The organism is Peteryoungia wuzhouensis, assembly GCF_003205195.1.
GTDB classification, from domain to species: domain Bacteria; phylum Pseudomonadota; class Alphaproteobacteria; order Rhizobiales; family Rhizobiaceae; genus Allorhizobium; species Allorhizobium wuzhouense.
In genome coordinates this window covers 798,117-820,974 of the sequence record NZ_QJRY01000001.1, presented here as the reverse complement: position 1 = coordinate 820,974, position 22,858 = coordinate 798,117, and the positions used below count along the sequence as shown (strand labels likewise).

The following is a 22,858-nucleotide window of genomic DNA, read 5'->3' as shown; positions in this document are numbered from 1 at the left end:
GGAATTTTTCCTATGGATATGAACGAAATCAAAGAGATCTTCTTCCAGGAGTGCGAGGAGCAGCTCGCCGAACTGGAATCCGGTCTTCTGAAAATGAATGACGGGGATCGCGATCCGGAAACGGTCAATGCCGTGTTTCGGGCCGTTCACTCCATCAAGGGCGGTGCCGGCGCATTTGGTCTCGATGACCTGGTCGCCTTCGCGCACGTCTTTGAAACGACTCTTGATTGCGTTCGATCCAACAAGCTGGACCCTGGCCCTGAGGTCATGAAGGTCATGCTCAAGTCAGCCGACGTTCTGGCTGACCTGGTCACGGCATCCCGCGATGGCGTTGGCGTCGATCCGGGCCGCTCGAGCGGGCTGGTCAAGGAACTGGAGCAGTTGGCAAATGGCGAATTGCCGGCGCCTTCCGCTGCTGCTGCCCCTGCGCCCAAGCCTGCCGCTCCTGCACCGGTTGCCGCAGCGCCTGCGCCATCGGACGACAGCGGCTTCCAACCCATCCCGTTTACCTTCGACGGTTTCGGCGGCGAGGAAGAGCAGACGGTCGTTCCCTCCACCTTCGAAGTCACGTTCAAGCCGCGCCGCGAACTCTACGGCAAAGGCAACGAGGCAGCACTGCTGCTGAGAGACCTGTCGCGCCTCGGCGACATGAGCATTCACTGCAATACTGACGACCTGCCGCCGCTTGACGAGATGGACCCGGAAGCGGCCTATTTCAGCTGGAAGATCCAGATCACCGCCGAAAAGGGTGAAGAAGGCATCCGCCAGGTATTCGAATTCGCCGAATGGGATTGCGACCTCGAGATCAAGGTCGTCGAAACGGAAACCAAGGAAGCGGCAGAAGAGCTGCCGATGGTTCCGGTTCCCTTCGACCTTTCGGCGCTCGACGAGGGCCCGGAAGCCGACACCGACAACGGTGCGCAGGAGGCGGTCACCGCTGCTGTTGCCGCAGCCGAGACGGCGTCCAACGTGGTGAAGATGGCAGCGGGCGCCGCCAAGCCCGAGAAGAAGGAATCGCCGGCCGCTGCCGCCGCAGCGGCAGCCGCAGCTGCGGCCGCTCAGGCCAACAGCGCCGCCGGCCAGACCATCCGCGTCGATCTCGACCGCGTCGACCGCCTGATCAACCTGGTGGGCGAGCTCGTCATCAACCAGGCCATGCTGTCGCAGAGCGTCATCGAAAACGATGCGACCGGGACCTCGGCCGTCAATATGGGCCTCGATGAGCTGCAGCAGCTCACCCGCGAGATCCAGGACTCGGTCATGGCGATCCGCGCGCAGCCGGTGAAGCCGGTCTTCCAGCGCATGTCGCGTATCGTTCGCGAAGTTGCCGACATGGTCGGCAAGTCGATTCGCCTGGTGACGGAAGGCGAAAACACCGAAGTCGACAAGACGGTTATCGACAAGCTCGCCGAGCCGCTGACCCACATGATCCGTAATGCCGTCGACCACGGCATTGAAACACCCGAAAAGCGTGCCGCCGCCGGCAAGAACCCCGAAGGCACGGTCAAGCTGACCGCGAAGCATCGTTCGGGCCGCATCGTCATCGAACTCGTCGACGACGGCGCCGGCATCAACCGCGAGCGCGTCCGCCAGAAAGCCATCGACAACGATCTGATCGCGGCCGATAGCAACCTGACAGACGAAGAGATCGACAACCTGATCTTCGCGCCGGGCTTCTCCACCGCCGACAAGATCTCCGACATCTCCGGTCGTGGCGTCGGCATGGATGTGGTCAAGCGCTCGATCCAGGCACTCGGCGGTCGTATCTCGATCACCTCGCGTCCGGGCCAGGGCTCGACCTTCACCATGAGCCTTCCGCTGACGCTTGCCGTTCTCGACGGCATGGTCGTCACGGTGGCTGGCCAGACCCTCGTCGTTCCCTTGACGGCGATCGTTGAAACCTTGCAGCCGGAAGCCCGCAACATCCATTCCTTCGGTGCAAACCAGCGGCTGATCTCGATCCGTGACAGCTTTTGCCCCTTGGTGGATGTCGGCCGGATCCTCAACTTCCGCGGCACGCAGGCCAATCCTGTGGAAGGCGTTGCCCTTCTGGTGGAATCGGAAGGTGGCGGCCAGCGTGCCCTCATGGTCGATGCGATCCAGGGCCAGCGCCAGGTCGTCATCAAGTCGCTTGAGGCCAACTACACCCATGTTCCGGGCATTGCCGCCGCAACCATCCTCGGGGATGGCCGCGTGGCACTGATCCTCGACGTGGATGCCGTCGTCGCCGCCTCTCGCGGTCAGTCACTCAAGCAGGAAATGTCGCTAGCCGTCGCAGGGTAATCGTATGTCGTATGCGGTGAAAAACTTGATTGAAGGGGCCCGGGAGCTCATCGCCTTCCGGGTAGGCGATCAGGAATTTTGTGTGAACATCATGGCTGTCAGGGAGATCAGGGGCTGGACCCCGGTAACCCCGCTGCCTCACGCGCCGCAATACGTCATGGGCGTGATCAATCTGCGCGGTGCCGTCCTGCCGATCGTCGACCTCTCGCTCCGTCTGGGCATGAGGTCGGCAGAACCTACCGCCCGCCACGTCATCATCGTGGCGCAGGTCAAGTCAAAGGTCATCGGCCTGCTGGTCGATGCCGTGTCGGATATCCTGACGGTGACCGACGAAAACATACAGCCGACGCCGGAGATCTCCTCCGACCTCGGAAGACTATACGCCCGCGGCATTCTCGCGATCGATAAGCGGATGATCTGCTTCATCGAGCTTGGTGCTCTCTTCAACGACGCCGAAAGCGAGGCTGCATGACGATCGCAATGAGCACATCCCGTCAATCCGACGACGAAGTACTGGCCAGCGGCGAATACCCGCTGACCCGTCGGGATTTGAACGAGATTGCATCGATGATCTACTCGGATGCCGGGATCGCGCTGAACGATTCCAAGGCTTCGCTGGTCTATTCGCGTCTGTCCAAGCATATCCGCAATCTCGGCCTGTCCGGTTTTCGCGCCTATTGCCAGCTGGTTTCATCGCCGGAAGGTGCCGCTGAACGGCGCGAAATGCTGTCGCACCTGACCACCAATTTCACTCGCTTCTTCCGGGAAAACCATCATTTCGAACATCTGCGCGACGAGGTGCTGCCGGGCCTGATCCAGCGTGCCAAGTCTGGTGGTCGTGTGCGCATCTGGTCGGCTGCAAGCTCGGACGGGCAGGAGCCCTATTCGATCGCGCTCACCGTCTTTCAGGCGTTCCCGAATGTCCTGGACTATGATTTCAAGATCCTTGCGACCGACATCGATCCGAAGATCCTGGCAATCGCCCGGCAGGGGGCCTATGACGAGCAGGCGCTTGAAACCGTGTCGCCGGCCATCCGCAAGCAGTGGTTCAAGGAAGTCGAGATCGCAGGCCGCCGCAAGTGGCAGGTCGATGACCGCTTGAAGCGGCTGATCACCTACAACGAGCTGAACCTGATGGCCCAATGGCCCTTCAAGGGCAAGTTCGACGTCATCTTCTGCCGCAACGTTGTCATCTATTTCGACGAACCGACCCAGGTCCGCATCTGGAACCGTTTCTGCGAACTGCTGCCCGTCGGCGGCCATCTCTATATCGGCCATTCCGAGCGTGTTTCCGGCGAGGCGAAGAACGACTTCGACAACATCGGCATCACCACCTATCGCTACCTCGGCAAGCAGGGAGGGCGCAGGTAATGGCTTCTCCTGCACGTGTTCTCGTTGTCGATGACAGCCCGACGATGCGGGGGCTGATCACGGCGGTCCTCAGCCAGGATCCTGATGTCAGCGTCATCGGCCAGGCCGGCGACGCCATGGAAGCGCGGGCCGCGATCAAGCAGCTCAACCCTGATGTGGTCACGCTGGATATCGAGATGCCGAATATGAACGGCCTCGAATTCCTCGAGAAGATCATGAAGCTACGGCCCATGCCCGTGATCATGGTCTCGACCATGACCCATCGCGGTGCCGAGGCGACGCTCGCTGCGCTCGAAATCGGCGCTTTCGACTGTGTTGCAAAGCCCCAGCCCGGCGAGCCGCGCCCCTTCGGCGAGCTGGCCGACAAGGTCAAGGCTGCCGCCCGATCGCAGCACCGCTACAATCATCCCGCAGTTCAGGCCCAGCCTGTGCAGCCGGCGGCCGTTGCCGACTTCCGCGTCGGTCGCAAGATCGTCGCGATCGGCTCCTCGACCGGCGGTGTGGAAGCGCTGATCGCGGTCTTGCAGAAATTCCCGCGCAATTGCCCGCCCACGGTGATCACGCAGCATATGCCGCCCACCTTTACCAAGAGCTTTGCCGAGCGGTTGAACCGCCTTTGCGCGCCGGTGGTTGAGGAAGCGACGGATGGCGCGCGGCTCGAAATCGGCAAGATCTATCTGGCGCCGGGTGGCGAACGCCATCTGCAGGTGTCCAACGTCAATGCGCCCTGCTGTCGCCTGATCGAGCGCGCGCCGGTCAACGGCCATCGCCCGTCCGTCGACGTCCTTTTTGACTCGGTTGCTGAACTCGCAGGCCGGAATGCCGTCGGCGTCATTCTCACGGGAATGGGCCGCGACGGAGCCTCCGGCCTCCTGAAGATGCGCCATGCCGGCGCACGCACGATCGGCCAGAACGAAAAGACCTGTGTGGTCTACGGAATGCCACGCGTCGCTCACGAACTGGGCGCCGTCGAGCATCAGCTGCCCCTGACTTCCATTGGGGAGGAAATCCTCAAACTCACTGCCGCCCGAAAAGAAGGTATCGAATAATGTCCCTAGCTGAAAAAATCAAAGTTCTGATCGTAGACGATCAGGTCACAAGTCGCCTTCTCCTCAGCGACGCGCTGACCCAGCTCGGCTTCAAGCAGATCACTGCCGCCGGTGACGGTGAGCAGGGTATGAAGATCATGGAGCAGCAGCCCCATCATCTGGTCATCTCGGACTTCAACATGCCGAAGATGGACGGATTGGGCCTCCTGCAGGCCGTGCGCACCAATCCCAACACCAAGAAGGCTGCCTTCATCATCCTGACCGCCCAGGGCGACCGGGCGCTGGTTCAGAAAGCTGCACAGTTGGGCGCCAACAACGTCCTCGCCAAGCCCTTCACCATCGAGAAGATGAAGGCGGCGATTGAAGCTGTATTCGGAGCACTGAAATGATCGAAGACGGGGCAGCGAAACGCGTCCATATCATTCAGGGGGAATGGAAGGTGGCCAAGGACCCGAATGTGGTTCTCTCGACCATCCTCGGGTCGTGTGTTGCTGCCTGTATTCGCGATCCGATCGCAGGTGTCGGTGGCATGAACCACTTCCTCCTGCCAGGTTCGGCGGTGCCGGGTGCCGGTGGCGGTGACGCCACCCGGTACGGTGTTCACCTCATGGAGCTGCTGATCAACGGTCTTCTCAAGCAGGGCGCCCGCAGGGACCGACTTGAGGCGAAGATTTTCGGTGGCGCCAAGACGATCGCGACGTTCTCCAATGTCGGAGAGCAGAATGCCGCCTTCGCTCAGCAGTTCTTGCGCGACGAAGGCATCAAGGTAGTGGGTTCGTCGACGGGCGGCGATCACGGCCGAAAACTGGAATTCTGGCCTGTCAGTGGTCGGGCAAGGCAGTATCCGCTCACGGGCGCAGAAACGCAGAAGACGGTCGCTCTGGAACAGCGTCCCGTACCTGTCGCCAAGCCGGTGGAAAGTTCAATCGAGTTTTTCTAGTACTGGAAATCGGATGCAAAACGAAAACAGAACCGACAATCAGGGTTTCCAGGAAGAACTGCCGGAAATTCTCATGCGCATCGTCAGTGAGCTCCACGACGTGGCTTACTTGATCGAGCGTGTCGAGCCGCAGTTGCTGGAACTCGGCGGTCCGAACGTGCTCGCGTCCCCGGACAGCGTGAAGGTTCTCCAGGGCATCGACCTTGCAGTCCAAAAGGCACGGGGCCTGGCGGAATTCATCGACACGATCACGGCCACCATTCCGAATGACTGGATGATCGACATGACGACCGCTCTCAGCCTCGTCAAGCTTGCCGATATGCAGAAGGCCCTTGGCGCCGGATTGCGTCACGGCCATTCCCAGCCGCTGGTCAAGGCGGCCGGAGATTTCGACTTCTTCTGAGTGTCCGGAAACGGACGGCGGATCCAGTACGTGCCTGAACAGCCGAAATGACTTCGGCTTTTCCGCCCCGCGAAACGTTCGCACAAGTTTCGCTTTCTATTGTCTCGCCAAGGGCTAAAGCGCCCAGACCTTTCATGTTGATGGTGCGAGACAGAATGAATCTGTTAAATCAAATACTTCAGATATCAAAAAACTTTGCGGCGATGGGTCAGGCGAAGCTCTTGGCCATGGCCGGTGTCACGCTCGTTTCCTTCGCAATCATCATTGCCGGCGCTCTCTACGTTAACAAACCCTCCTTTGAAACGCTTTATGTCGGCCTGGAACCGGTCGATCTCAACCAGATCAGCATCGCCCTCGCCGAAGCCGGCATCGATTTCGAGACCGGCAGCGATGGCGCCAGCGTCATGGTGCGCGCCGGTATGACCGGCAAGGCGCGTCTTCTCCTCGCCGAGCGGGGCCTGCCCAACAGCGCCAATGCCGGCTACGAACTTTTCGACAATGTCGGCTCGCTGGGCCTGACGTCGTTCATGCAGGAAGTGACCCGTGTCCGCGCTCTGGAGGGTGAAGTCGCACGCACCATCCAGCAGATTGCCGGCATTGCGGCTGCCCGCGTGCACATCGTGATGCCCGACGTCGGCAACTTCCGCCGTGGCGAACAGAAGCCGACCGCCTCCGTCATGATTCGTGCCTCCTCGGATGCCGGCCGGAAGGCCGCCGGTTCGATCCGCCAATTGGTCGCCTCGTCCGTCCCGGGCCTCAATGTCGAGGACGTGACGATTCTTGATTCCACCGGCCAGCTTCTTGCAGCCGGCGATGAGACCGGCGGTGAAGCCGCACGGTCCCTCGGCGTCGTCCAGTCGGTCCAGCGGGAAATCGAGACAAACATCGACAAGGCGCTTGCGCCTTTCCTTGGCATGGACAACTTCCGCTCCAGCGTCACCGCCCAGATCAACACCGACAGCCAGCAGATCCAGGAAACGATCTACGATCCGGAATCGCGCGTCGAACGGTCTGTCCGGGTGACCAAGGAAGCGCAGAAATCCCAGCAGCGCCAGTCTGATACTGCGGCAACCGTCGAGCAGAACATTCCCCAGGCTGCCCCCCAGGCGGGCGGCAACGGTCCTGAATCCACCGACGAGCAGGACAAGAAGGAAGAGCAGACCAACTACGAGATCAACAGCAAGACGGTCGCGACCGTCAAGAACAGCTATGTCGTCGAAAAGCTGTCCGTTGCCGTCGTCGTCAATCGCGGTCGTATCGCCAAGATGGTTGGCGAACCGGTCGACCAGGCGAAGATCGACGCCTATCTTGCCGAAATGCAGAAGATCGTCGCGTCTGCCTCTGGCCTCGACACGGCACGCGGCGACGTCGTCACCCTGACCGCGATGGACTTCCTGGAAAACCAGCTTCTGGAAGAATCCGCGACCGGCCCCGGCGTCATGGAAATCCTCAGCCGCAATCTCGGCGGCATCATCAACTCCCTTGCCTTCGTCGCCGTGGCATTCCTGATTGTCTGGATGGGTCTCCGTCCGATGATCCGCTCGGCGGGTGGCGGTGCGGATCCGGCCCTTGCTGGCGGTATCGGCGAGCAGGCGGCCGGCCTCGAGCTGCCCGACTTCTCGCCGGCCATCGGCGGCGGCAGCGCCGGCGGCCTCATGGACGGCTTCGGCTCGGACTTCGGCTTCGATTCCACCGACGACCTCCTGTCAATGGACGACGATCCGAACGGCGGCTTCAATCGCCGGGTCAAGGAAGGTCCCGAACGGCGCCTGTCGCGCATGGTGGAGATCTCCGAAGAGCGTGCCGCCAAGATCCTGCGCAAATGGGCTGTGGAAAACGCAGCCTGACAACAACTGGATTGAGTATTGCGAACCGCGCCCCAAAGGCGCGGTTTTCCTTTGTGCGGCCGGCCGGGTCTATTGAATTGCGGGGCGTGGTAGAGCATTCTCGTGTTGTGTTCCGCAATACCGGATCTACTTGTGACCTTTGCCACTTTATATTTTAGAATGAACATGATTCGTTACGATGATGGCGGGACTGCCGTTGAGTCGGCACGAACTGATTCGGACTGCAGGCGGGTGGTCCGGACGGCGATGACATCGAGGGGACTGGGCGGATGGATGCCGAGCTGACAAAGGGGCAAGCGGAAGGACTGGCGCATGCGGTCGATTCCGGCGCGCCTTTGCAGGCTTCGGCGTCTAAGGACATCCTGATCCGCAAGCTCACGTCCCCGGCGCTGGCCGGCGACATCGCCCACTGCCTGCGGCTTCTATGCCAATATGTCGGTTCCTCACACTACCTGCTGGCGCGTTATGACCTCGTGCAGGAAGAGGGGCTCGACTTCGTCGTTGCGGCGGATTGGCCGTTCGACATGGTCCGTCGTCTCGAAAGCGAGCTGGCGACGAGCTATTCGCAGTCGACCGAGCTTGAAAAATGCCTGTCGGTCCTTCAGCCGAAATACAATATTCTCCCTGACGACGTGTATGTGCCTCTGGGCCTCAGCCGCCAATACTGCTCCATCACCCTGAATGTCGGTCGCACACGCCTCGCTCTTATGCTGCTTTTCCCGCAGGATTTCGTTCTCTCGCCGGAGCGTTTGCGCGAAGTCGGCCTGCTCTCGGGTTATGCCCTGAGCCTGTCGACGACCAAGGGCCAGAAGAGCGAGCGTGATTTTGAACTGACCGATCGTGAACTCGAATGCCTGTTCTGGATCGCCGAAGGCAAGACGAGCGACGAGATCGCCACGATCCTCGGCATCTCCCGCAACACGATCAACAACTACATCACCAGCGTGATGCGCAAGACAGCGACGAAGACCAGATCGGAGGCCATAGCCTATGCGGTCCGAAACAATCTTGTCTAGGGGAGGCGGAATGGCCAACAACAGCAGGCCGGGTGGATCCATCCTGGAAGATGCCACTTGGTCGGGCCAGCGTCCGGTCACCTCGCGTTCCGATATTTTCCCCAAGCTCGTTTCGCTTCAGCGCTCATTGAATGCCCGTGGTTTTGCAGCCTTCCGCATCGCGGGCGCCAACCTTCCGCACAAGCGCCGCCTGGACCCCGAATTCGAGAACTGGAGCCCGGGCCTTGCGAGTGGCCGGGATGCGTTCATCGCCGCCTATGGGGAAACACTGCTGGCGCATATCGAAGTCTCGACGCAACCGATCCTGTGGAGTGCCGAAGAGAAGACGAGCTTCCTCGACGCGTCCGATTTCACGCCCTTCGTGCATCAGCTCGAAGCGCGCCTCCTGCCATATTCAGGCATTGCCTTTCCGGTCCGCCTCGGCGCTGTAGGCAACGGCTACGTTGTCTTCCCGACGATCGGCGGCGCGGATCTGCCGGGGGATCTGATCCTTGCGGTCCACAGCCGCTGTTACAAGGTGATGACCGATATTCTGTCGCTTGATGAGCGCCGCGCCGCACCCTCGGAGACGCTCAGCGAACGCGAGATCGCCTGCCTGCAACTGGCGGGCGACGGCCGCATCAGCGAAGAGATCGCGGAGCGCCTGAATCTCTCGGTACACACGGTCAACGCCTATCTCGGATCGGCCACGATCAAGCTGGATTCGGTCAACCGCATCCAGGCGATCGCCAAGGCGATCCGCCTTGGCTACATCACCTGATCCATCCTCATCCGTACAGCGGGGACGCCTGTCCCTTGACGAAGCGGGCCTCCTGAAGACGCTCTTCGAGGATCCGGGTATTGGTGTCCGGATCACCGGACGTCTCGTGAAATGCGATATGCTTGATGTCGATACCGGCATGCTCCTCGGTCAGCGTCAGCTGCGAGTAGATCGTGATGCCGCGCGGCTTGATCTCGAGGTCAAGCACCACTTCCGGCGGTCCGCCCCATTCCAGCCTGTAATCGCCGCCCGCGCCAAAGACGATGGTGCCGGGATGGAAATACAGTTCGGCGGCCGACGAAACGAGGTCGGACAGGTTGCCGTAAAGTTCAAAACGCAGAAGTGAAATGAGGTCGGCAGCATCGAGAAGGCGTAATTCGCTCGCCACGGGGCTGATTGCCGCTGCCACGATGCGTTCACGCTGGTTGGTAAAGGAGCACTTCTTCATCGGAGCTAGCGTATCCGTCTTTTGGGGGCTTTGGACGCGTAGACCCGATGCACGAGTTCCGCGACCGCCTTATAAAATATCGACGGTATGACGCTATCCACCGAGACTTGCGCAAACATGGAGCGGGCGAGGGGCGGGTCCTCAAAAATCGGGATATCGTTCTCGCGCGCAAGCTCGCGGATACGCAAGGCAACAATGTCCTGGCCCTTGGCGACAACCACAGGCGCTTCATTTTCTTCCCGCACATAGCGCAAGGCGACCGCAAAATGGGTGGGATTGGTGATCACGAGCGTGGCACGCGGGACGTTTGACATCATGCGCTTGCGTGCGCGATCCCGGGCGATGGACCGCTGGCGGGCTTTGACCACGGGGTCACCCTGCGCCTGCTTGTATTCGTCCTTGATCTCCTGCTTCGTCATGCGAAGCTGTTCGTACCAGTGGTGCCGGGTCCAGAAGACGTCGACGGCCGCCAACAGCGCTGTCGAGAGAAGGATGACGATCATCATCTTCTGCAGGATCGTGGCAAACTTGACGAAAATCACCTGCGGATCGGAGAACATCGCGTCGATGACGCCGAAATATTCGCCCTTCAGTGCAAAGACCATGATCACCGAAACAACGACAATCTTGAAGACGGACTTGGCAAATTCGACCATGCCCTGAGCGCTGAACAAACGTTGCCACCCCTTGAACAACGAGATCCGGCTGACCTGCGGCGTGATTCGCTCCAGGATGAACTCGGGAAGATGCTGCGCGACGTTCGATCCGACGCCCAGCATGATCAGCATGATGAGCAGCGGTGCAAGCAGGGCACCGATTTCCCAGGCCAGGTGCGTGAAAAGCGACACGACATCGACGGCCGTTCCGATTCGCCACTGGTCCGGTTGCTCGAAGATGTCCTTCAGCGTTTCACTCATCCGTTTCATGCCGCCGGGCAGGAAAAAGACGGCGTAGAAATAGAAGGCGAGCGCCGTGGCGAAGCTCGGCAGTTCGCGCGATGAGGGCACGTTGCCCTTCTCCCGCGCGTCACGCATCTTTTTCTCTGTCGGGTCTTCTGTTTTGCTGTCGTCGTCTTCATCGGCCATGATCGACGCCATCCTCGAGGGCTTGCCGGGTGGCAGATGCCCCCTGAAAGATCAAGTCGGCCGCGTTTGCGGCGCGCCGGCCGGTGATCGTTTGGACCACCTCAGCAAACGTAACCGCCCGCCGATCGGGGTTCAATCGGCGGGCGGGAGATCGGTAGGGTTTTCAACAGAGCCGGCGGCTCAGGCGGCCTGGGTTTCGCCTTCGGTTTCCTTGAGCTGGATCTGCCCGGCATTGGCAAGGCGGATTGCTTCCTGTGCCACGGCGCGCCGGGCAATCGCGATCTCGCGCGGATTGATGCCCGTTGTGCCGGATTGAAGATCCGATTCGATCATGCGGCGTGAACGCGGGCTGATCGATGCCAGCACACATTCCTTGATTTCGGCATTGGCGCCGCGAAGCGCCATGGTCAGGATGTCGCCGGAAATGTCGTTGAGCAGCAGGACGCGGCTGCGCTGCGGCATGACGAGCAGATCCTCGAACAGGAAGATCTTCGGCCGGACCTTGTTGACCGAATCCTTGCTGATCGATTCGAGCGATTGCAGAAGCGTGTCGACTTCGGGCTTGTCGAGTTCGTTCATCAGCTCGGCAACCTTCGCCGAACCCGTCGAATTCTTCTCGGCCTCGATCTCGGCGATCAGGTCATGAACCCGGTTTTCGATGATCTGGGCAGCCTTGGGGCTGACATTCTTGAGGTTGACGGTGCGGTTCATGATGTCTGCCCGCCGGCTCTCCGGCAGCTTGAGCAGAACCTTGGCGCCAAAGGAGGACGGCAGCATCGAGAGGATATAGGCCACCGTCTGCGGATGTTCGCGCATCAGGAATTTGGCGATGAAATCGGGATCTGCGTCCTGCAGGCGGTCCCAGATGGACGCCTCATAGGCCTGGAAAGCCGTACGACGCCCCAGCAGTCCATCGACTTCTTCCGGCGTCAGGCCCTCTTCCAGGATGCTTTCGATGGCCTTGGCGTTGTCCATCAGGCCGGCGCCTTCGGTAAACAGATCCTCGAACTCGTTGACGAGTTCGGTCAGTTCATCCGGCGGAATGGTGCGCAGCGTCTGGGCAGACGCGATGATGGTCTGCAGTTCGGCCTGGGTAAAGTATTTCAGCAGCTTGCCGGCAACGCCCTTTCCCATGGCCAGCAGCACGGCGGCTGCCTTATCGGCCTGGGAAAGCGGTTTACCGGTTAAGGGGCCGCCAAAATCGTCAAAGTCCATCATGGTCTTGCCCTCTCTGGCCCGTCATGGGTCAGGATGTCTTGGTCGCCATCACTTCGATCAGTTTAACACCAAAGCGCGTATCGTCGTTTTCGAGAACCGTGATCTCGCCGCGCGCAATGCGCCGACCGTTCACCATGATCTCGACAGGCTCACCAATCTTCTTGTCGAGCGCGATAATGGCGCCCTCTTCGAGATTCATGAGACCCGAAACCTGCATCCGGCTCGACCCCAGCACGATCTGGACGTCGATCGGAATATCCATGATCAGGTCGAGATTGGCGGTGAGGCCGCTACCCGGTTCCTGATGGCTGCTCCCCATGCTGCCGAACGACGTGTCGCCGCCGAAGCTTGTCGAGCCGCCGAGATCGCCACCACCGAAGTCACCGCCGCCAAAGTCGCCGCCACCGATGTCGCTGCCCAGGTCGCTCATGCCGAAGCCGGCATCGGGAGCGGCCGTAGCACCGCCGAAATCCGATTCAAACGCCGCTAGCGGGTCCGACTTGTCGTCGAGACCGCCGCCGAAATCGCCAAAGTCCGAACCGATGTCCGGAAGTCCGCCATCTGCATCCGCCTTGAGGACGCCGCGCAGATCATCGACCGCTTGGTCGAAGTCGCTGTCGCTCGCACCTGGCATCGCCAGTGCGTCTGCATCCGTCTGTGGTGTCTTTTTCGTTGCCATGGACCCATTATTCCTGTTGAAACTTGCCTCAAGCTGCCTTCTGGCTCGCCTCGATAAATGTCTAGCTCATCAAATGTTTTAGGATTTCATCTTCGCTGCTCACATTGTCCTTGACCCGGACGGTGTAGCGGTCGCCGGCACGGCCGAATTCGCAACGATAGAGATCTTTTCCGTTGGCGCTGACGTCGACCATGACGTCGCCCTTGTCGCGAAAGGCAATCACATCGCCGGCCATCAGGCGCGAGACCGTAGCAAGCGTGAGCGATTCAAGCCTTACGCGTGCTTCGAGTGTCACCTGCGAACGACGGACCTGTTCGGCGATCTGTTCCTGCCATTCCTTGCGCGAACGGCCGGCCTGGTTCTTAGACTTCGGCATGGTGACCACGGTCTTGAGCAGAGCCTTCTGCGGGATGACCAGGTAGAATTCGGAGGTCACCGTGCCGAGCGTGATGCCCATCTTCACGGTGACGGCATATTCGTCGACGTGATCCTCGTCCGGCTTCACCCGATCTTCGGCGTTGTGCGCCTTCTCCAGCAACGGCTCGAACCCGCCAGCGGCATTGACGCCCGAACGAAGCACATTGGCGATCTTGTCGAAGACCATGGTCGAGAGGTCGAGCTCGATCTGCGATAGCGGCCGCTCGATCGGTTCCTGGATCGTTTCCGGCAGGGCGCCCAGCAGGTTTTCCATGAGCGTGATGATGAAGCTGTTGCCGCAGGCCAGCACGAAGTTCGGGGACCAGTTGCGCAGCTGGCCGTCCGAGAAGGCGACATTGTCGCCGAGATCGGCGATCAGGTCGGTCATCAGCCCGCTTTCGTGGCCGTTGTAGTGGACCTGCATCGAAAGCCCGGTCTCGCTGTGGAAGACGTCCGGGAGGAACTCCGTGTAGAGCTGGCCGAACTCAGTGCACAGCTTCTGCAGTGTCTTGGCATCACCGAGCCCGCCGGTCAGCATGGCGAGAAGGGCGCGATCCATTGCGGGAGGTGTCTGGGTGCTTGCGTCGCTCATGGTCATGCCGCCTTGCTTTCACCGCCGCCGCCTGGGTTCATCATTTCCTGCTCGACGGCGTCGATCGACGGACGCTCGTAGGAGGAGATGGTCTTGCGGCCGTATTCGAGTGCCACCTGCGGAACCGAGCCGTTCATGTAGGCAAGCAGTGTCTGCTTCACGATGATGTAAAGGCGGTGCTGCTTGGTACGAACGGTCTTGATCTGCGCGATCAGCGGGTTGCAGAGGCAGTAGGACAGGAAGATGCCGAGCATGGTGCCGACGAGCGCGGCGCCGATCAGGCCGCCCAGAACTTCCGGTGACTCGTTGATCTTGCTCATCGCCTTGATAACTCCGAGAACGGCCGCGACGATACCGATGGCCGGGAAGCTGTCCCCCATGGCCGTCATCGCGTGATAGGGCTTCATCTTGTCATAGAGGATGGTGTCGATTTCCTCGTCCATCAGCGCTTCGATCTCATGGCTGCGGGCATTGCCGATGATGATCAGACGCACATAGTCGCAGATGAAAGAGGTCAGTTCCTTGTTCTTCAGAAGGTTCGGTGCGGCGGTGAAGATCGAGGATTCTTCCGGGTTGTCGATGTGGGCTTCGATCTCGTTGCGCGACTTGGTGCGCAGGTCGCGCATCAGCGAATAAAGCACGCCGAGCACATCGAGATAGGCGCGTTCGGTCGGCACTGAGTGCTTGAAGGCTTCACCGACGGCCTTGCCGGTATCCTTGATGACCTTCATCGGGTTGGCCATGATGAAGCCGCCGACGCCGGCGCCGCCGATGATCATCAGCTCGAACGGCTGAATGAGCACGTTGAGGTGTCCGCCCATCGCCATGAAGCCGCCGAGGACGCAGCCTACCGTTATTACAAATCCGATGATGAGATTCATTTTGCCCGCACCTGAACGTTACATTTCATCGTAAGCGATACGTCTCGTGCCTTGCGTGAGGCTGAATCACGGCCTCATTTTTGGGCCGGGCGACCCGCGCACAAGCCGCCTTTCCACTCAACAGTTTCGCACAAGGCTTTTGGCTCAGAAGATCGTGAGCAAGCGTAGGCAGTCTGCGTTAAATAATGATTTACTGAAATTCATCCCGATCGGAGGCAACACAGTGCAATCCGGAATCTATGTGTCCCTGTCGTCGCAGATGGCGCTCGAACGCCGCCTGACGACCATCGCCGACAACATGGCCAACGTGAACACCGTCGGCTTCCGCGCCACCGAGGTGAAGTTCGACGAGATGTTGAGCAAGACGGGCAATGACCTCAACGCCAAGATAGCCTTCGTCAGCCAGGGCAATGACTATCTGTCCACCAAGAATGGCGAACTCGCCCAGACCAACAACGCACTGGATTTTGCCATCAAGGGTGATGCCTGGTTCGCGATCGATACGCCTGTTGGCCAGGTGCTGACGCGTGACGGTCGCTTCACCATGACCGACACCGGCGAATTGGTCTCGGTGAAGGGATATCCGGTCCTCGACACCGGGGGCGCGCCGATCCAATTGAACCGCGCAGGCGGGCCGCCGGAAGTCGGCGCTGATGGCAAGATCCTGCAGGATGGCCGCCAGGTGGCCACGCTCGGCCTGTTCACGGCGGACGTCCGCAATGGCTTCCTGCGTTACGAAAACAGTGGCGTCACGACCGTCGACAATCCGCAGCCGGTTGTCGATGACCCGGAAGTCTCGGTCATGCAGGGTTATGTCGAGAACTCGAACGTCAATGGCATCAGCCAGATGACGCAGTTGATCCAGGTGAACCGCGCCTTCGAAAGCGTGAGTGCACTGATCCGTGACAGCGAAGCCTCGATCGGCGACGCGATCAAGGTTCTCGGCGGAGGCTCCTGATCCTGAGATGGGACTGTGATGGCATTGCACGTGACAGACGATTTACCGCTTTCTCCCAAGCTCGGCCAGTTGGCTTCGCTGGCGGAACGCTATGCAAAGCCGGAATTTGCTGTGACCCATGGCGGTCACGTCCGCACCATCGCCGCCGGCCATTACACGGTCACCGGTCTTTCGCGGCATGTCCGACTGGGTGAATTCGTTGCTCACAGGTCCTCGAACGGCGTACATCTGGGTGAGGTGATCCGCGTCGAACCCGACGTCTGCTACGTCTGCCCGATCGAACCGGGCGAGCCGATCGGCATCCATGACGTGGTCATCCGCAAGGGCGCCTTCCGCATTGCTCCCGACGACAGCTGGTGCGGCCGCACTCTCAACGCCCTGTGCGATCCGATCGACAACGGCCCGCCGCTCGCCCCAGGTACCGAACGCCGGCCGATCTCGACCACCGCACCGCCGTCGATGACCCGCCGCCGCGTCGAAACCGGCTTCAAGACCGGGGTCCGCGCTATCGACATCTTCTCGCCCCTTTGCCTCGGCCAGCGCCTGGGCATCTTCGCCGGCTCCGGCGTCGGCAAGTCGACCCTGCTCTCGATGCTGGCGCGTGCAGATGCCTTCGACAAGGTGGTGATTGCCCTTGTCGGCGAACGTGGCCGCGAAGTGCGCGAATTCATCGAAGACACGCTTGGCGACAACATGGCAAAATCGATTGCCGTCGTTGCGACGAGCGACGAAAGCCCGATGCTGCGCAAGATGGCGCCGCTGACAGCGATCACCATTGCCGAGCACTTCCGCGACAAGGGCGAAAACGTCCTTTTCATCGTCGACAGCGTAACCCGTTTCGCTCATGCGATCCGCGAGGTCGCGACTGCGGCCGGCGAGCCGCCGATCGCCCGCGGCTATCCGGCTTCCGTCTTCACCGAGCTGCCGCGGCTGCTGGAGCGGGCCGGACCGGGTGCGGAAGGGGCAGGGACCATCACGGCCATCATCTCCATTCTGGTCGACGGCGACAATCATAACGATCCGATCGCAGACTCCACCCGCGGTATTCTTGATGGCCACATCGTCCTCGATCGCGCCCTGGCCGATGAGGGACGCTATCCGCCGATCAATCCGTTGACCTCGATTTCGCGGCTGGCCCGCAAGGCCTGGACCTCGGAACAGGAAAAACTGGTCTCGCGCCTGAAGGCGCTGATCCACCGGTTCGAAGAGACCCGTGACCTGCGCCTCATCGGTGGTTACCGCAACGGTTCCGACCCGGATCTCGATATGGCGATCAAGCAGGTGCCGGTGATCTACGACATCTTGAAACAGACGCCGGGCGACAAGCCGGCGAGTGATGCCTATGCCGACCTGGCAAACGCTCTGAAGGCGGCGGCAGGTGGCCAGGCTGGCATGAGGCAGAGGGGCTGAGGATGACCGATTTCGATGCAGACGAGCCCGTGGCACCGCTGAAGCCGGCCGGTTTGAAGCGACGCGTCCCGACGGTCGACCGCCTGCTTGCGTTCACCGGAATTGCGCTTGCCTGCAGCGCCGCCTTCTTCCCGTGGTTCGTTTTCTTCAACGAAGAGAAGTTCGGCATCCGCGTCGCTGACTGGAGCCGTACGCGTGATCTGCCGGAAGGTCCCGGCCGCAACGTCTTCAGCGTTTCGCCGCTCGCCTTGGTGGACAAGGATGATGAAGGCGGCGAGAGCCCGACTGCGCCGCCGCAGGTTGACGAGATCATCACGGCGACGGTACCGACCCTCGGCAAGGAACGTCCGCAAGGTCTTGAACCCGTCACGTCGCAGCCCTTCCCGGCCAAAAGCGGTTTCCGTCTCCTCCACGTCGCCAACGGTCGCGCCCTGATCGAAGACACAGCCGGCATGTATCTCGTCCGTGTAGGTTCGATCCTTCCCGACAACAGCCGTGTTGCGACGCTTGAGCAGCGCGACGGCAAGTGGGTTATCGTCACCTCGACAGGTGCCATCTATCAAAACAACTGATGCAGCGCGGGGCGAGCAAGTCCCACGCAAGATTACCGGCCTAGGCTCCGAACAGTACAAGACGGAGTGACGCCCATGAATCCCATCCAGTTGTTCGAGCTGGCCTCGCGACAGGCCGAATGGCTCTCGGTGCGCCAACAGGTGGTGGCGACGAACATCGCCAATGCCAACACGCCGAAATACCTGTCAAAGGACATCACTCCCTTCAACGCCGTCCTCGACCGGACGGCCGCGGTGCAGGGCATGGCCGTCACCCAGCCCGGTCACATGGCGTCCAACGACTTCAGCGATGAGAACATCGCGGTCGAGGAAGCCAAATTGAATGACGAGATCGGTGTTCAGGAATCCGGCAACTCCGTCGCCATTGCGGATGAGCTCACCAAGACGGGTGAGATCAAGCGCCAGCATGAACTGAACACGTCGCTAATGTCCTCTTTCCATCGCATGATGCTGATGACGGTGAAACGCTGATGACCGATCCTTTAGGAGCCGCCCTCAAGATCGCAGGCAGTGGCCTGGAAGCCCAGTCCACGCGCATGCGGATCGTATCCGAAAACATTGCCAACGCGCGGACCACCGGCGACACGCCTGGTGCCGATCCCTATCGCCGCAAGACCATCACCTTCGGCAGCGAGCTCGACCGGGTTTCCGGCGCCGAGACGGTCGAGGTGAAGAAGCTCGGGGTCGATGAATCCGATTTCATCGAGGAATACGATCCCGGCAACCCGGCCGCGAACGAAAAAGGCATCGTGAAGATGCCGAACGTGAACGTCCTGATCGAAATGGGCGACATGCGCGAAACCAACCGAACCTATGAAGCGAATCTGCAGACCATCAAGCAGACACGCGACATGATTTCCCAGACAATCGCCCTGCTGAAGGCCTCGCAATGATCGAATCCATTACCAAGGCCGGCATGGTGTCCGGCACAAGCGGTCTCGACTCCCTGTCGAGCATTTTCTCCGCCAAGAGCCAGGCATCAGAGGGCGTGAGCCCAGGGATGGCCACGGGCGAAACCTTCCTTTCGGCGCTCACCGATATGGCGGCGCAGGCATCAAACAATCTGAAGCAGGCGGAACAGAGCTCCTTCGACGGACTGACCGGCAAGGCGAATCCGCGCGAAGTGGTCGACGCCGTGATGCAGGCGGAACAGTCCCTCCAGACGGCAATCGCGTTCCGCGACAAGATCGTCAACGCCTATCTCGAAATCACAAAGATGCAGATCTAGTAGGGGTATAGACATATGAGAGCGCTTGCCATCGCCGCGACGGGTATGGATGCCCAGCAGACCAATCTTGAGGTCATCGCCAACAATATTGCCAACATCAACACGACGGGCTTCAAGCGTGCGCGTGCTGAATTTTCCGATCTGCTCTATCAGACCGAGCGAGCTCAGGGCGTTCCCAACCGCGCCAACCAGGCCATCGTCCCGGAAGGTGCCAATATCGGTCTCGGCGTGCAGACGGCCGCTGTCCGCAACATCCACACCCAGGGTGAACTCACCCAGACCGGCAACGAACTCGACGTTGCCATGATCGGTCGCGGTTGGTTCCAGATCGAGAGTGCTGACGGCCAGACCTTCTACAGCCGTTCCGGCGCGTTCAACATGAATGCCCAGGGCCAGCTGGTCACGATCGACGGCTATCTGGTCACACCGCAGATCACGATCCCGCAGAACGCGTCCGAAGTGGTCATCAGCCGGACCGGTCAGGTCTCGGCGCGCCTCGGCAACGATGCCGACTACACCAATCTCGGGCAGCTCACGGTGGCGAACTTCGTCAACGAGGCGGGTTTGAAGCCGCTCGGCGACAACCTGTTCGCCCAGACGACCGCTTCGGGTGAGGCAATTGTTGGTGCGCCGGAAGATCCGGGCTTCGGATACCTCAAGCAGTCCTATCTTGAAGCATCCAACGTCGACTCGGTGAAGGAGATTACGGACATGATCTCCGCGCAGCGTGCCTACGAGATGAATTCCAAGGTCATCACCACCGCCGACGAAATGGCTCAGATCGTCAGCAAGAACCTCAAGTAAGACAACTGGAGGCAAACATGAGGTTTCGCCGAACATTCGGATATCTGGTGCAGGTTGCGGCGCTCGCCGTCGCGGCTGCCCTCTGCCTTGGCGCAGGATTGGCGTCCGCACAGGACACCGCCGTCGTTCCCAAGCGCGTGATCTATCCCGGCGAGACCGTGTCGGCCGATCAGGTGGATGTGGTTGCGGTGACCAACCCCAATCTGACCGGCGACTATGCCCGCACCAAGGAAGAGGTGGTGGGCATGGTCACTAAACGCACGTTGCTGCCCGGCCGTACGATCCCGACGGGAGGGCTTCGCGAAGCCTTTGCGGTCAAGCGCGGCGGAAGCGTGCGGCTGACCTTTTCGATTGGCAACATGTTGATCAGCGCCAGCGGCACGCCTCTGACCGATGCGTCGGTCGGCGAGCTGATCAAGGTTCGCAATCTCGATTCCGGCACGATCGTATCCGGGACAGTGATGGCCGACGGCACGGTACAGGTGATGGCAAAATGAGATTGCTCTCTTCAATGCGGCACGCCCTTTGCATTTTGTCGCTTGTCCTGGCGCCTTTCGAGCCAGCGCTCGCGACGAATTCGCGCATCAAGGACATCGCCTCGCTGCAGTCCGGCCGAGACAATCAGCTGATCGGCTATGGCCTCGTCGTTGGCCTGCAGGGCACCGGCGACAGTCTTCGCTCCTCGCCCTTCACCGATCAGTCCATGCGGGCCATGCTGCAGAACCTCGGAATTTCCACGCAAGGTGGCCAGTCAAATGCAAAGAACGTTGCAGCCGTCATGGTCACCGCCAATCTGCCGCCGTTTGCCAGCCCCGGTAGCCGTATCGACGTGACGGCGAGTTCCCTCGGCGATTCGACGTCCCTTCGCGGCGGTACCCTTGTCATGACTTCGCTGACCGGCGCGGACGGACAGATCTATGCGGTGGCCCAAGGCTCGGTCGTGGTGTCTGGCTTTACGGCTCAGGGAAATGCCGCCAGCGTCCAGGAAGGGATCACGACCTCCGGTCGCGTCCCCGGCGGCGCGATCATCGAGCGCGAGCTTCCCTCCAAGTTCAAGGACTCGGTCAACCTCGTCCTCCAGCTGCGCAATGCCGACTTTACCACCTCGCTGCGCATCGCCGACACCATCAATGCCTATGCCGCAGCCAATTATGGAGCGCCGATCGCGGAAGCCCGCGACAGCCAGGAAGTGGTGATCCAGAAGCCACGCACCGCAGACCTCGCCCGCTTGATGGCGGATGTCGAGAACCTGGTGGTCGCGACGGATTCCCCGGCGAAGGTCGTGATCAACGAACGCACGGGCACGATTGTCATCGGAGCGGACGTGCGGGTATCCCGCGTGGCGGTCGCTTACGGGACATTGACCGTCACCGTCAGCGAGACGCCTCAGGTCGTCCAGCCGGAGCCGTTCTCGCGTGGACAAACGGCGATCCAGGATCAAACCGACATCATCACACAGAAGTCGGGCGACAAGATCGCGGTCGTTGAAGGGCCCGACCTTCGAACGCTGGTGAGCGGGTTGAACAGCATCGGCGTGAAGCCTGATGGCATCATCGCCATTCTCCAGGGCATCAAGTCGGCCGGTGCGCTGCAGGCGGAGCTCGTGCTGCAATGATCCAGATGCACTCCCTCGTTCCTTCAGCGGCTGTCCTGCGCAATGGCGCAGCCGTTGTCCTGATCGCCATGCTGCCGGCCTTTGCGGGCATCGCGGTCGGCCAGCAGCAACCGCAGCCGCCGGACGCGGCATCCGAAGCCGAGATCAAGCAGTTCTGCTCCAGCATTGCCGATGCAGCACGCGACCAGCGTTATCTTCTGCAGAAGCAGGAACTGGAAAAACTGCAGGCCGACGTCGACAGCCGCATATCGGTTCTGGAAACGCGCCGGGCCGAATACGAGGACTGGCTCACGCGGCGCAACGCGTTCATGAAAAAGGCGGATGAACAGCTCGTCGAAATCTACCGCAAGATGGCGCCCGATGCGGCAGCGCCCCAGTTGGCTGAGACCGATGTCATGCTCGCCGCCGCCATCATCATGAAGCTTCCGCCGCGCCAGTCGAGCCTCATTCTCACGGAAATGAAGCCGGACAAGGCGGCCGCAGTCGCCTCGATCATGTCCAGTGCGGGCGACCCCACCACTTCGAAGGATCCATCATGACCAAGCGTTCCCCGGCCTTGCTGGCCATCCTCCTCCTGGCTGGCTGCCAGAGCCAGACCATCAAGGAAATCGGCAACGCCCCGGCCATGAGCCCGATCGGGTCCGGCCTCCGCTACAGCCAGACCCCGCAGATGGCGCTCTATCCGAAGCAGCCCATGCAGACGGCAAGTGGCTACTCGCTGTGGAGCGACAATCAGTCTGCGCTGTTCAAGGACGCGCGCGCCCTCAATGTCGGCGACATTCTGACAGTCACGATCGAGATCGATGACAGGGCGACCTTCAAAAACGCGACGGACCGCAGCCGCGACAATGGTACCTCTCTGAAATGGGGCGCCAAAGTGAAGGAATTCCTCGGCTTCTCGACGGATACCGGCACCAGCGGCGACCTGTCCACGGGGTCCAGCACGAGCTCCAAGGGCGATGGCAAGACCGAGCGCTCGGAGAAGCTGAACTTGCTGATCGCAGCGGTCGTGACCGGTATTCTGGAGAACGGCAACCTGCTGATCAGCGGTTCGCAGGAAGTTCGCGTCAATCACGAGATCCGGATCTTGAATGTTGCCGGTATCGCACGCCCGCAGGATGTGGATGCAGAGAATACGATTTCCTACGACAAGATCGCCGAGGCCCGAATCTCCTACGGTGGCCGGGGCCGTCTGACGGAAATGCAGCAGCCGCCGATCGGTCAGCAGGTCGTCGATATCTATTCGCCCTTCTGATTACTGCGGCAGCACGAGGGACCATCC

The 22,858-nt window shown here is 60.8% G+C and carries 27 protein-coding genes; 21 read left to right on the top strand and 6 right to left on the bottom strand.

All coding sequences use genetic code 11. From position 1 onward, the window contains the following. The first annotated feature begins 12 nt into the window (after nt 1-12). The 10 genes from DMY87_RS04095 (at nt 13) to visR (ending at nt 9,669) form a co-directional block, all read left to right on the top strand. Nucleotides 13-2,283 (top strand): chemotaxis protein CheA, encoded by a 2,271-nt coding sequence (locus DMY87_RS04095; RefSeq protein WP_110789975.1) that lies wholly within the window; start codon nt 13-15, stop codon nt 2,281-2,283. A 4-nt stretch (nt 2,284-2,287) separates the two neighbouring features. Next, nucleotides 2,288-2,755: a chemotaxis protein CheW gene (locus DMY87_RS04090; protein WP_110789974.1), complete on the top strand. Its 468-nt coding sequence runs from the start codon at nt 2,288-2,290 to the stop codon at nt 2,753-2,755. Continuing rightward, complete coding sequence (gene cheR / locus DMY87_RS04085) at nt 2,752-3,654, top strand: protein-glutamate O-methyltransferase CheR (RefSeq protein ID WP_110789973.1); 903 nt, start codon at nt 2,752-2,754, stop codon at nt 3,652-3,654. Before DMY87_RS04090 ends, cheR begins: the two co-directional genes overlap by 4 nt. Next, a complete protein-coding gene (cheB, locus tag DMY87_RS04080; RefSeq protein WP_110789972.1) occupies nt 3,654-4,703 on the top strand; it encodes a protein-glutamate O-methylesterase CheB in 1,050 nt (349 codons plus the stop codon). Before cheR ends, cheB begins: the two co-directional genes overlap by 1 nt. Next, nucleotides 4,703-5,092, top strand: a complete 390-nt coding sequence (locus DMY87_RS04075; RefSeq protein WP_006726293.1) for a response regulator — start codon at nt 4,703-4,705, stop codon at nt 5,090-5,092. Before cheB ends, DMY87_RS04075 begins: the two co-directional genes overlap by 1 nt. After that, a complete protein-coding gene (cheD, locus tag DMY87_RS04070; RefSeq protein ID WP_110789971.1) occupies nt 5,089-5,643 on the top strand; it encodes a chemoreceptor glutamine deamidase CheD in 555 nt (184 codons plus the stop codon). The genes DMY87_RS04075 and cheD overlap by 4 nt, the downstream gene beginning before the upstream one ends. A 13-nt stretch (nt 5,644-5,656) precedes the next feature. Beyond that, nucleotides 5,657-6,046 carry a chemotaxis protein CheT gene (gene cheT, locus DMY87_RS04065; protein ID WP_110789970.1) on the top strand — a complete coding sequence of 130 codons (390 nt, stop codon included), beginning with the start codon at nt 5,657-5,659 and terminating at the stop codon, nt 6,044-6,046. Between the two features lie 155 nt (nt 6,047-6,201). Beyond that, nucleotides 6,202-7,893, top strand: a complete 1,692-nt coding sequence (gene fliF / locus DMY87_RS04060) for a flagellar basal-body MS-ring/collar protein FliF (protein WP_165826136.1) — start codon at nt 6,202-6,204, stop codon at nt 7,891-7,893. Between the two features lie 269 nt (nt 7,894-8,162). Continuing rightward, nucleotides 8,163-8,909: a transcriptional regulator VisN gene (visN, locus tag DMY87_RS04055; RefSeq protein ID WP_110789969.1), complete on the top strand. Its 747-nt coding sequence runs from the start codon at nt 8,163-8,165 to the stop codon at nt 8,907-8,909. Between the two features lie 10 nt (nt 8,910-8,919). Beyond that, on the top strand, nt 8,920-9,669 hold the full coding sequence (gene visR, locus DMY87_RS04050; protein ID WP_110789968.1) for a transcriptional regulator VisR: 750 nt from the start codon (nt 8,920-8,922) through the stop codon (nt 9,667-9,669). Between the two features lie 7 nt (nt 9,670-9,676). Here the strand turns inward: visR and DMY87_RS04045 are convergent, their stop codons facing one another. The 6 genes from DMY87_RS04045 to motA form a co-directional block, all read right to left on the bottom strand. After that, nucleotides 9,677-10,117, bottom strand: a complete 441-nt coding sequence (locus DMY87_RS04045; RefSeq protein ID WP_110789967.1) for a hypothetical protein — start codon at nt 10,115-10,117, stop codon at nt 9,677-9,679. 5 nt (nt 10,118-10,122) lie between these two features. Continuing rightward, nucleotides 10,123-11,202 (bottom strand): flagellar biosynthesis protein FlhB, encoded by a 1,080-nt coding sequence (gene flhB, locus DMY87_RS04040; protein ID WP_110790373.1) that lies wholly within the window; start codon nt 11,200-11,202, stop codon nt 10,123-10,125. A 180-nt stretch (nt 11,203-11,382) separates the two neighbouring features. Then, nucleotides 11,383-12,420 carry a flagellar motor switch protein FliG gene (fliG, locus tag DMY87_RS04035; protein ID WP_110789966.1) on the bottom strand — a complete coding sequence of 346 codons (1,038 nt, stop codon included), beginning with the start codon at nt 12,418-12,420 and terminating at the stop codon, nt 11,383-11,385. A gap of 28 nt (nt 12,421-12,448) precedes the next feature. Next, nucleotides 12,449-13,099, bottom strand: coding sequence for a flagellar motor switch protein FliN (fliN, locus tag DMY87_RS04030; RefSeq protein ID WP_110789965.1), 651 nt, complete (start codon nt 13,097-13,099; stop codon nt 12,449-12,451). Between the two features lie 61 nt (nt 13,100-13,160). After that, on the bottom strand, nt 13,161-14,114 hold the full coding sequence (locus DMY87_RS04025; RefSeq protein ID WP_110789964.1) for a FliM/FliN family flagellar motor switch protein: 954 nt from the start codon (nt 14,112-14,114) through the stop codon (nt 13,161-13,163). Continuing rightward, the gene (motA, locus tag DMY87_RS04020) at nt 14,111-14,989 is read right to left on the bottom strand and encodes a flagellar motor stator protein MotA (protein WP_110789963.1); all 879 of its coding nucleotides are present in this window, start codon (nt 14,987-14,989) and stop codon (nt 14,111-14,113) included. The genes DMY87_RS04025 and motA overlap by 4 nt, the downstream gene beginning before the upstream one ends. Before the next feature lie 223 nt (nt 14,990-15,212). Here motA and flgF point away from each other — a divergent pair, with 223 nt between their 5' ends. The 11 genes from flgF to flgH all read left to right on the top strand — a co-directional run bounded on the left by flgF (nt 15,213) and on the right by flgH (nt 22,831). Continuing rightward, nucleotides 15,213-15,947, top strand: a complete 735-nt coding sequence (gene flgF, locus DMY87_RS04015) for a flagellar basal-body rod protein FlgF (protein ID WP_110789962.1) — start codon at nt 15,213-15,215, stop codon at nt 15,945-15,947. 30 nt (nt 15,948-15,977) lie between these two features. Next, nucleotides 15,978-17,357 (top strand): flagellar protein export ATPase FliI, encoded by a 1,380-nt coding sequence (gene fliI / locus DMY87_RS04010; RefSeq protein WP_425353461.1) that lies wholly within the window; start codon nt 15,978-15,980, stop codon nt 17,355-17,357. 2 nt (nt 17,358-17,359) lie between these two features. Next, complete coding sequence (locus DMY87_RS04005; protein ID WP_110789960.1) at nt 17,360-17,929, top strand: flagellar protein; 570 nt, start codon at nt 17,360-17,362, stop codon at nt 17,927-17,929. A gap of 75 nt (nt 17,930-18,004) precedes the next feature. Then, complete coding sequence (gene flgB, locus DMY87_RS04000; protein ID WP_110789959.1) at nt 18,005-18,400, top strand: flagellar basal body rod protein FlgB; 396 nt, start codon at nt 18,005-18,007, stop codon at nt 18,398-18,400. Continuing rightward, nucleotides 18,400-18,822 (top strand): flagellar basal body rod protein FlgC, encoded by a 423-nt coding sequence (gene flgC, locus DMY87_RS03995; protein ID WP_062276411.1) that lies wholly within the window; start codon nt 18,400-18,402, stop codon nt 18,820-18,822. The genes flgB and flgC overlap by 1 nt, the downstream gene beginning before the upstream one ends. Beyond that, nucleotides 18,819-19,157: a flagellar hook-basal body complex protein FliE gene (fliE, locus tag DMY87_RS03990; RefSeq protein WP_110789958.1), complete on the top strand. Its 339-nt coding sequence runs from the start codon at nt 18,819-18,821 to the stop codon at nt 19,155-19,157. Before flgC ends, fliE begins: the two co-directional genes overlap by 4 nt. 15 nt (nt 19,158-19,172) lie before the next feature. Continuing rightward, entirely contained in the window at nt 19,173-19,961 is a 789-nt protein-coding gene (flgG, locus tag DMY87_RS03985) for a flagellar basal-body rod protein FlgG (protein ID WP_110789957.1), read from the top strand. Between the two features lie 17 nt (nt 19,962-19,978). Further along, entirely contained in the window at nt 19,979-20,458 is a 480-nt protein-coding gene (flgA, locus tag DMY87_RS03980) for a flagellar basal body P-ring formation chaperone FlgA (protein ID WP_110789956.1), read from the top strand. A gap of 14 nt (nt 20,459-20,472) precedes the next feature. Continuing rightward, on the top strand, nt 20,473-21,576 hold the full coding sequence (locus tag DMY87_RS03975) for a flagellar basal body P-ring protein FlgI (protein WP_205908144.1): 1,104 nt from the start codon (nt 20,473-20,475) through the stop codon (nt 21,574-21,576). Further along, nucleotides 21,573-22,115, top strand: a complete 543-nt coding sequence (locus tag DMY87_RS03970; RefSeq protein WP_110789954.1) for a MotE family protein — start codon at nt 21,573-21,575, stop codon at nt 22,113-22,115. Before DMY87_RS03975 ends, DMY87_RS03970 begins: the two co-directional genes overlap by 4 nt. Further along, entirely contained in the window at nt 22,112-22,831 is a 720-nt protein-coding gene (flgH, locus tag DMY87_RS03965) for a flagellar basal body L-ring protein FlgH (protein WP_110789953.1), read from the top strand. Before DMY87_RS03970 ends, flgH begins: the two co-directional genes overlap by 4 nt. The last annotated feature ends 27 nt before the right edge of the window (nt 22,832-22,858 follow it).